Annotated in this window: 8 protein-coding genes and 1 pseudogene; 2 read left to right on the top strand and 7 right to left on the bottom strand. The window is 33.0% G+C overall.

Annotation, left to right across the window (positions count from 1 at the left end):
• The 3 genes and pseudogenes from lsrF to ACW9W4_RS05415 form a co-directional block, all read right to left on the bottom strand.
• Positions 1-933: pseudogene (gene lsrF / locus ACW9W4_RS05425) on the bottom strand (3-hydroxy-5-phosphonooxypentane-2,4-dione thiolase); the annotation flags it as partial.
• A gap of 39 nt (positions 934-972) precedes the next feature.
• On the bottom strand, positions 973-2,001 hold the full coding sequence (locus ACW9W4_RS05420) for a zinc-dependent dehydrogenase (RefSeq protein WP_457761445.1): 1,029 nt from the start codon (positions 1,999-2,001) through the stop codon (positions 973-975).
• Positions 2,002-2,033: 32 nt separating this feature from the next.
• A complete protein-coding gene (locus tag ACW9W4_RS05415) occupies positions 2,034-2,327 on the bottom strand; it encodes a V-type ATP synthase subunit F (RefSeq protein ID WP_179362166.1) in 294 nt (97 codons plus the stop codon).
• A gap of 87 nt (positions 2,328-2,414) precedes the next feature.
• Between ACW9W4_RS05415 and ACW9W4_RS05410 the strand changes: the two genes are divergently transcribed.
• Positions 2,415-2,714, top strand: a complete 300-nt coding sequence (locus ACW9W4_RS05410) for a hypothetical protein (RefSeq protein ID WP_457761444.1) — start codon at positions 2,415-2,417, stop codon at positions 2,712-2,714.
• A gap of 1 nt (position 2,715) precedes the next feature.
• On the opposite strand, the gene ACW9W4_RS05405 is transcribed toward ACW9W4_RS05410, so the two are convergent.
• Both ACW9W4_RS05405 and ACW9W4_RS05400 read right to left on the bottom strand, forming a co-directional pair.
• The gene (locus ACW9W4_RS05405) at positions 2,716-2,967 is read right to left on the bottom strand and encodes a hypothetical protein (protein WP_179362168.1); all 252 of its coding nucleotides are present in this window, start codon (positions 2,965-2,967) and stop codon (positions 2,716-2,718) included.
• A gap of 38 nt (positions 2,968-3,005) precedes the next feature.
• Positions 3,006-3,308 (bottom strand): hypothetical protein, encoded by a 303-nt coding sequence (locus tag ACW9W4_RS05400; protein ID WP_457761443.1) that lies wholly within the window; start codon positions 3,306-3,308, stop codon positions 3,006-3,008.
• 34 nt (positions 3,309-3,342) lie between these two features.
• Between ACW9W4_RS05400 and ACW9W4_RS05395 the strand changes: the two genes are divergently transcribed.
• Positions 3,343-4,092: a metallophosphoesterase gene (locus ACW9W4_RS05395; RefSeq protein ID WP_457761442.1), complete on the top strand. Its 750-nt coding sequence runs from the start codon at positions 3,343-3,345 to the stop codon at positions 4,090-4,092.
• Here the strand turns inward: ACW9W4_RS05395 and ACW9W4_RS05390 are convergent, their stop codons facing one another.
• On the bottom strand, positions 4,093-4,545 hold the full coding sequence (locus ACW9W4_RS05390) for a hypothetical protein (protein ID WP_457761441.1): 453 nt from the start codon (positions 4,543-4,545) through the stop codon (positions 4,093-4,095).
• A 38-nt stretch (positions 4,546-4,583) separates the two neighbouring features.
• Complete coding sequence (gene carB, locus ACW9W4_RS05385; RefSeq protein WP_457761440.1) at positions 4,584-7,826, bottom strand: carbamoyl-phosphate synthase (glutamine-hydrolyzing) large subunit; 3,243 nt, start codon at positions 7,824-7,826, stop codon at positions 4,584-4,586.
• Positions 7,827-7,829: the final 3 nt, after the last annotated feature.

Genomic DNA, 7,829 nt, shown 5'->3' with positions numbered 1-7,829 from the left:
TTTGTTTTGATTAGGTTTGTTTTGATTAGGTTTGTTTTGATTAGGTTTGTTTTGATTAGGTTTGTTTTGATTAGGTTTGTTTTGATTAGGTTTGTTTTGATTAGGTTTGTTTTGATTAGGTTTGTTTGATTTGTTTTTAGGTTCTTCACTAACTAATTTTTGATATAATTTGAAAGCTTGATCAACATTTTGATTATTATGTACAATTGCCCTAACAGCTTTAATCATAGAAACCGGATGTTCAGATTGCCAAATGTTTCTACCCATATCAACACCCACTGCACCGCCTTTAATTGCATTAAATGTTAATTGTAAGGCATCACGTTCAGGGATTTTTTTTCCACCGGCTACAATTATTGGGACAGGGCATGATTGAACTACTTTTTCGAAATTATCACAATAGTATGTTTTAACAATATGAGCACCTTGTTCTGCTGCAACTCGACATGCTAATGAAAGATATCTAGCATCTTTACCTAGTTCTTTTCCAACTGCAGTTACTGCTAAAACAGGTAATCCATATTTTTCTGCCTCACTAACTAATTTTCCAAGATTGATAATAGTTTGATATTCATATTTTGAACCAACAAAAATAGACATTGCAAGGGCACTAGCGTTTAATCTAAGTGCATCTTCAATGCTGACAGTAATGTCTTCCTGAGATAAATCCTCACCTATGATACTAGAACCTCCAGAAACTCTCAAGACCATAGGAGTATCAGTGGTTGCAGAAACAGAAGATCTTTGAACTCCCCTTGTAACCATTAAAGAATCACAATATTTCAAAAGTGGTGCAATTACTTTTTTTGGATTTTCAAGTTTTTCAGTTGGACCAAGAAAATATCCATGATCAACTGCCAACATTAATGCACGATTGTTTTGTGGTTTAATAATACGTGAAATTCTATTTTGTAATCCCCAATCCATATTTCTTCGATTTTGAAAGAATGAAAATCCCTTCTTAAGCCTTTCTTATTTTGTAATAATTATCTTCATTGCATTTTCACCAGTACGCGCATGATCAAATGCTTTTTGAGAATCAGAAATAGAATAAGTGTGAGTGATTAGTTGTTTAACATCAATTTGAGAGGATTCAATAAGATCTAATGCCTCTTTAGTATCTGAATCAGATGCAGCATAACTGGTTACCAAAGTTATTTCCTTAGAATAAATTTTATTCATATCTAAATCCAATTTTGCACCTTTTGATGGAACCCCAAACATCATTACAGTGCCTCCTTTTCTAGTCATATCAATAGCATCATCTAATGCTTTGAGGCTACTGGTAGCAACAATTGCCACATCAACTCCTTGTCCAGCAGTATTATCTAAAATCTTTTGTTTCCGATTTTCATCCATAGAAGAAATAGAATTGGTAATGTTGAATTTTTTTGCAAAATCTAATCTGAAATTATTTACATCAAAACAGAAAATTTTTGAGAATTTTTTTGCATGTGCCAACATTACATGCATCATTCCAGTGGGGCCAACTCCAAAAATTGCAATGGAATCACCTTCGCGATATGCAAATTTAGACCATGCCCTAACACAACATGCTAAAGGTTCAATCATTGCGGCTTCTTCATAACTTAGAGAATCTGAAATTTTTAAAACTCCACCATGTGAAACGTTCCATGCAGGAACTACAAATTCTTCAGATAGCCCACATGGAGAAAGATTAGTTTCAGAATATTTTTTACACATTGTTTCATTTCCATGATTGCAATAATGACAATCATAGCACGAAACATGGTGATGTGTAAAAACTCTATCACCTTTTTTGAATTCAGTTACATCAGATCCAACATCCAATATTATTCCAGATGGTTCATGTCCTAATCGCATTGAGGGTTGTCCATATTGCCCAAAAACTTTTTCCAAATCAGACCCACAAATCCCACAAGCTTGCATCTGGACCAAGATATCACCAGAAGTTAACTGAGGTTTCTCTACATCATCAACAGAAACTACAGATGCTTCTTTAACGGATGCACTTTTCATGGTAAAACATTAGAAATTTGATTATAAGAAGATTATACACCAAGAATCTTTTTCAACATTACTCTGTAATCAATTTCAGTTTTTTCACTTCCAGTTGCAGGTAATGCAAATACCAAAGTAGATTTTTCAGCCCGTAATGCAGTTAACTCATCACTGATAGATTCTGTAATATCATCACTAACCAAAACAAGTCCAACATCAGAGTCATCAGTTAATGTCTTAATTTCTTCAAGGGCATTTTGTGGATTTTCAGATATTTTTCCAGGGATTCCAGCTAATTGAAAGCTAGTTACAAATGATTTGCTGCCAACAGTGAAGATTTTCACAGTTGTGAATTTCGCACGTTCTAATTTAACCCTTTTTGGGACAGTCAGATCAGGAAGGTTGATTTAGTTTAAAAAATCAGTCAAATCATGGCAGAAATTGACACTCAAAAAGATGTCTATTTGTTCCTACATGGAAAAATAGATCTTAAAGAAAAAGCAACAAACGCATTGACTGCAAAAGGATTTGTAGCAGATAAAGTCATCATGGCCTCACCAACTAAAATAGGAAAAGTTGGAGATTATATGGCAATGTTATGGATGCCTCCAAACCCAGATCACATCAAGATTCAACAAATCACTAAAGTTGAAGAAGTAGAGCCAGAAGGAATGATTGGTCTTTGGAAAGGAGTCTCAAAAGATGATATCGACACTATACCATTAGAGTAGGTTAGCTGAATCCAGCACCAAACTCATTACCTTTTTCTAAAACATCACTAGAATCAGAATTTTTTAATTTTCTATAAAGTAATGTCTCATAAACCATCTTTAAGGCACTTTCATCATCAAGATCGCAGTCATCCTTGATCTGATTTTTGTATTTTTCTAATTTTGCAACATCCTGCTCATCAGGTGAAATATCATCATGAACCATAAGATTTGCAATTTTTTCTATTTCAGAATTTTGTTGGTCTTCATCCATAATATTATGAAGAATTTCTAGTTATTAACAGGTTCGAATTATAAATCAGAAATCAATCCTCTAAGAAAATCAGAAAATTCATCATCAGAAAAAATTATTTCTTCAATTTTATTTTCATTCCTAGCCAATTGTGCAGATTCAAGATGATAGCAAGTCAGTTTCCCATTTAATTTACCAAAATAGAAACCAGGACAAGAACAATAATTACAATTAGGATCAATCCAATGTTCTTCACCTTTTCCAACAACAGACCAAATTTTACGCTGTGTGGGCTCAAAGATATGCAATTTTACTCGTTTTTCAGAAACTAAAGACTGAACTCGATCCAAATCTTTACTCATAAGGGTTTAATCACATATCTTCAGTATAACTTTGATGTTACAAACAAGAATCGTTCCATCAAAACCTGTACTGCTTTTAGAAGGTGAAAAAAAGAATCTCATAGTTACAGACATCCATATCGGATTTGAAAGCAATATGGCATCAAATGAAATTTTTGTTGGTAAAAATTCAACAATCAATGAATCTATTCAAGAATTATCAGATATTATAGATTCAGAAAAACCAGATTCAGTAATTATGTTAGGAGATATCAAGTCAAGTATCAAAAGCATATCGAAAAATGAATGGGATGAAGTTCCTTTGTTTTTTAAAAAGATTAGAGAGAAATGTGATGTGGTATTAATTCCTGGAAATCATGATGCAAATATCCAGAGACTAGTCCCAGACAACATTACAATGATTAGTTCAACAGGAATGGTTGAAGAAAATATTTTACTAACACATGGTCACACATTACCTTCAGAAAACTTTTCACATGTCGATAAAATTATCATGGGTCATCTTCATCCAGTATTTTTTCAAGAAGATTCCATAATCAACGGTCAAAGAGTTTGGGTATCAATTAAAACAGATAAGGAAAATATTTTTCCAAACAAATCAGGGGAAATTGAAATAACAATTGTACCATCATTTAACAAATATTTTTATGCAACTCACAGAAAACAATACAAAAAATCTATTTCCCCAATAATTAATAAAATTGATGAAATAACTAAAGCAAAAATAATTACTCTAGATGGAACAATTATTGGAAATGAATCAAACATCAACCAAGTAATTTAATCAAACAATTTTTGCTGTCAATGTTCCCTTCATTGCACAATTAGGACATCGTTGAAATTTTGCCCAATTTTTAACAGTTTCAGAATATAAAACACGGGTTTTGTATGAATAGCCACAGTTCTGACATTGAACTTCTGATGAATAACTACTCTTATTCCAATCATCATTAGGATCACGAGTAAATTTAGAAATTAAGTCACGTCCTTTTTCAGAAATACGATATAATGTTAGATCATGGAATCCAGGTTTGTCATCAAAAGGAATTCTTTGAACTAATCCATTTTCATCCAGAAAAACCAAAATATCTTTGAGTTTAAATTCTGCAATTTTTATTTTTACAAAATTTATCTTTACATTATTTTTTAGATGAATAAAACGAATTCCATCAGAATTAAATTTTTCAATTTTACTTAGAACTTCATCAAGTTCATCATCAGAAAATTTTTTTGCCATGTCATTTTATAGAATACTTGTGTTTATGTTTATTATAATTACTCATACTTGTCATAAGGTTCAATTGGATCTTTTGTTGTTTTGTTTGTTCTTAACCATTCCAATGTTTTTACAAAAGAATCTGCCAATTCAATAGTAGTTAAGACAGGTATACCCAATTCAAGTGATTTTCGTCTTATTTGATATTCATCATCAAGCATTCCCACATATTTTTCTAAAGTAGACGTACTTGGGATATTAATAATAAAATCAATTTTTCGTTCATATAATAAATCAGAGATGTTTGGTTTTCGTTCAGGTTCTGAAATTTTATGAACAATTTCAATCTGACCAATTTTCTCTTCAAAGAATTCTGCAGTGTGTTCTGTTGCCAAGATTTTAAATCCTAATTGTTTTAATTTAGCAATTGTTGGAACTAGTTTTTCTTTATTTTGTGCACCACCTACAGTGACAAGAGCAGAACCTTTGTCTGGAAGATTATAACCAACAGATGTCAATCCTTTGGATAATGCATCATAGAAACTATTTCCAAAACATGCGGCTTCTCCAGTAGATTGCATTTCAACACCTAATGCAATATCAGCTCCCTCTAATTGCATGAAAGAGAATTGTGGGACCTTTATTCCATAATTGTGGATTTTTTGCCATTTATTTTCAGGAATTTTAGGCAGAGGTTTATCCAAAATAGCCTTAGCAGCAAGCGAAATTAAGTTTGTTTTGACCAATTTTGATACAAAAGGCATTGAACGTGATGCACGAATGTTTAGTTCTATCACATACACATGATCATCATGAATTAAAAATTGTAAATTAAATGGTCCTTTAACATTAAAGGTTAAAGCAATTTTTTTGGAATATTCATTAATTGTTTCAATAGTTTTGTTACTAAGACGCCAAGGAGGGATTACCATCATTGCATCACCAGAATGAACACCAGCACTATCGATATGTTCAACTATTGAACCAATTACAACTTCTTTTCCATTACTAATCCCATCTACATCAACTTCAAGTGAGTTTAACATGAATTTAGAAATCACCACAGGATGATCAGGGGATACATCAGTGGCTGCCTTGACATATGTTTTTAGTTCTTCTTGAGACCAAACAACTTTCATTGCAGCACCAGACAAAACATATGATGGCCTAACAATTACTGGAAATTCAACTTCTTGAGCAAAAGATTTTGCTTCATTGAGATTTGAAAATGCCTGCCATCTAGGTTGTTGAATGTGAAGTTTATCGAGTTCAGCACTAAATTTAGAACGGTCTTCGGCTCTATCAACATCTTCTGCACTAGTGCCCAAAATATTTACTCCATGTTGTGCAAGACCAAGAGTTAAGTTATTTGCAGTTTGACCCCCAACACAAGTAATAATTCCCTTTGGATGTTCAAATTCAGTAATATCTAAAATTCGTTCCTGAGTTAATTCTTCAAAGTATAATCTTGTACAAATATCATAATCAGTTGAAACGGTTTCAGGGTTACAATTTACCACTGAAACACTTTTTTCACCATTTTCTTGAAGACCCCAGACCATGTTAACAGTACCCCAATCAAATTCAACACTACTTCCTATTCTGTAGGGACCTGCACCAAGTACAATTACTCCCCTTTCAGCCTGAGGAATTACTACATCATTGGAGTGACCCCCATATGTCAAATACAAATAATTTGTAACTGCAGGCCACTCTGCTGCAAGGGTATCAATTTGTTTAACCGAAGGAATTACGCCTAATTTCTTTCTCAAATCACGAATTTCATCAGGAGTTTTGTCTTTTGCACGTGCAATCTGTTTATCTGAAAAACCAGATTTTTTTGCTTCCCACATTAAAGATTCATTGAGTTCAGAATCTTTTAGTTTCTCTTCAACATTCACAATATTTTTAATTTTTTCTATAAACCAAGGATCAATTGTAGATAATTTGTAAATTCGTTCAACAGTAATTCCCATCTTTAATGCAATCGCAACGTGATATAGAACTTGATCATCATGATGAGATAATTTGTATTCGATTTCTTCTTCAGTATATTTAGTTCCATTCGTACGATTCAAAACTAATCCATCATTTCCAATGTCTAACATTCGAATTGCTTTCTGGAACGATTCCTCAAAAGTTCTACCAATTGCCATCACCTCTCCAACAGATTTCATTGTAGGACCAAGTCGTCTGTTTACAAGTTCAAATTTATCAAAATCCCACCTAGGATGTTTACATACAATATAATCAAGGGAAGGTTCAAAACAAGCAGTGGTGTTTTTTGTAATTCTATTTACCAGTTCAGATAAATTATAACCCAAACCAATTTTTGCAGACATGTATGCTAATGGATAACCAGTTGCTTTACTTGCCAATGCAGATGAACGAGAAAGTCTAGGATTGATTTCAATTGCAACATATTTAGCAGAATCAGGATCCAAAGCATATTGAATATTACATTCACCAACTATACCAACATGTTTTGTTGCACGAAGTGCAGCTGAACGTAGCATATGATATTCATGATTATCAATTGTTTGTGATGGTGCAACAACAATGTTATCACCAGTATGGGCTTTCATAGAAAGAACATTTTCCATATTACAAACAATTACATTATTTCCATCATAATCTTGCATTACCTCATATTCAATTTGTTTCCAATGACCAATGTATTCTTCAACTAGTACTTGTTTGACCATACTCGCTTTGAGACCTCGTTCAACAATTTCATGCAATTCAATTTCATTATAGGCAACACCGCCGCCTCGTCCTCCGAGAGTATAGGCAACTCGAATTATTACAGGATATTCAAGTTCTTCGGCTGCTTTTTTAGCATCTTCAAAATTATTGACAGTTTTACTTTTCAATACAGGAACATCACATTCATTCATAGAATCTTTGAAAAGCTGCCTGTCTTCGGTTTTTTGAATACCTGCAATCTGAGTTCCAAGTACATTAACACCATATTTTTTCAGAATTCCAGATTCATTAAGATTCACTCCACAGTTTAGTGCAGTTTGCCCTCCATATGCCAACATAACTCCATCAGGTCTTTCTTTTTCGATAATAGATTCTACATACTCGGCATTAACTGGAAGAAGATACACCTTATCTGCAAATCGAGTATCTGTTTGTATAGTTGCAACATTTGGATTGATTAAAACACTGTTAATTCCATCTTCGTGTATTGCTTTAAGGCATTGACTTCCAGAATAATCAAACTCCCCAGCTTCACCAATTTTAATTGCGCCACTTCCCAGTACAAGGATTTTCTTTAGAGATTCATTCTTTGGCAATTA

The organism is Candidatus Nitrosopumilus sp. bin_7KS (genome assembly GCF_054095835.1).
The sequence above is the reverse complement of the archived record's forward strand: the minus strand, read 5'-3'. Positions and strand labels throughout refer to the sequence as shown.

What these genes read in the sequence shown, in the direction of transcription:
- ACW9W4_RS05420 (WP_457761445.1), bottom strand. Translation starts at nt 2,001, where the DNA reads ATGAAAAGTGCATCCGTTAAAGAAGCATCTGTAGTTTCTGTTGATGAT.
- ACW9W4_RS05410 (WP_457761444.1), top strand. Translation starts at nt 2,415, where the DNA reads ATGGCAGAAATTGACACTCAAAAAGATGTCTATTTGTTCCTACATGGA.
- ACW9W4_RS05405 (WP_179362168.1), bottom strand. Translation starts at nt 2,967, where the DNA reads ATGGATGAAGACCAACAAAATTCTGAAATAGAAAAAATTGCAAATCTT.
- ACW9W4_RS05400 (WP_457761443.1), bottom strand. Translation starts at nt 3,308, where the DNA reads ATGAGTAAAGATTTGGATCGAGTTCAGTCTTTAGTTTCTGAAAAACGA.
- ACW9W4_RS05395 (WP_457761442.1), top strand. Translation starts at nt 3,343, where the DNA reads ATGTTACAAACAAGAATCGTTCCATCAAAACCTGTACTGCTTTTAGAA.
- ACW9W4_RS05390 (WP_457761441.1), bottom strand. Translation starts at nt 4,545, where the DNA reads ATGGCAAAAAAATTTTCTGATGATGAACTTGATGAAGTTCTAAGTAAA.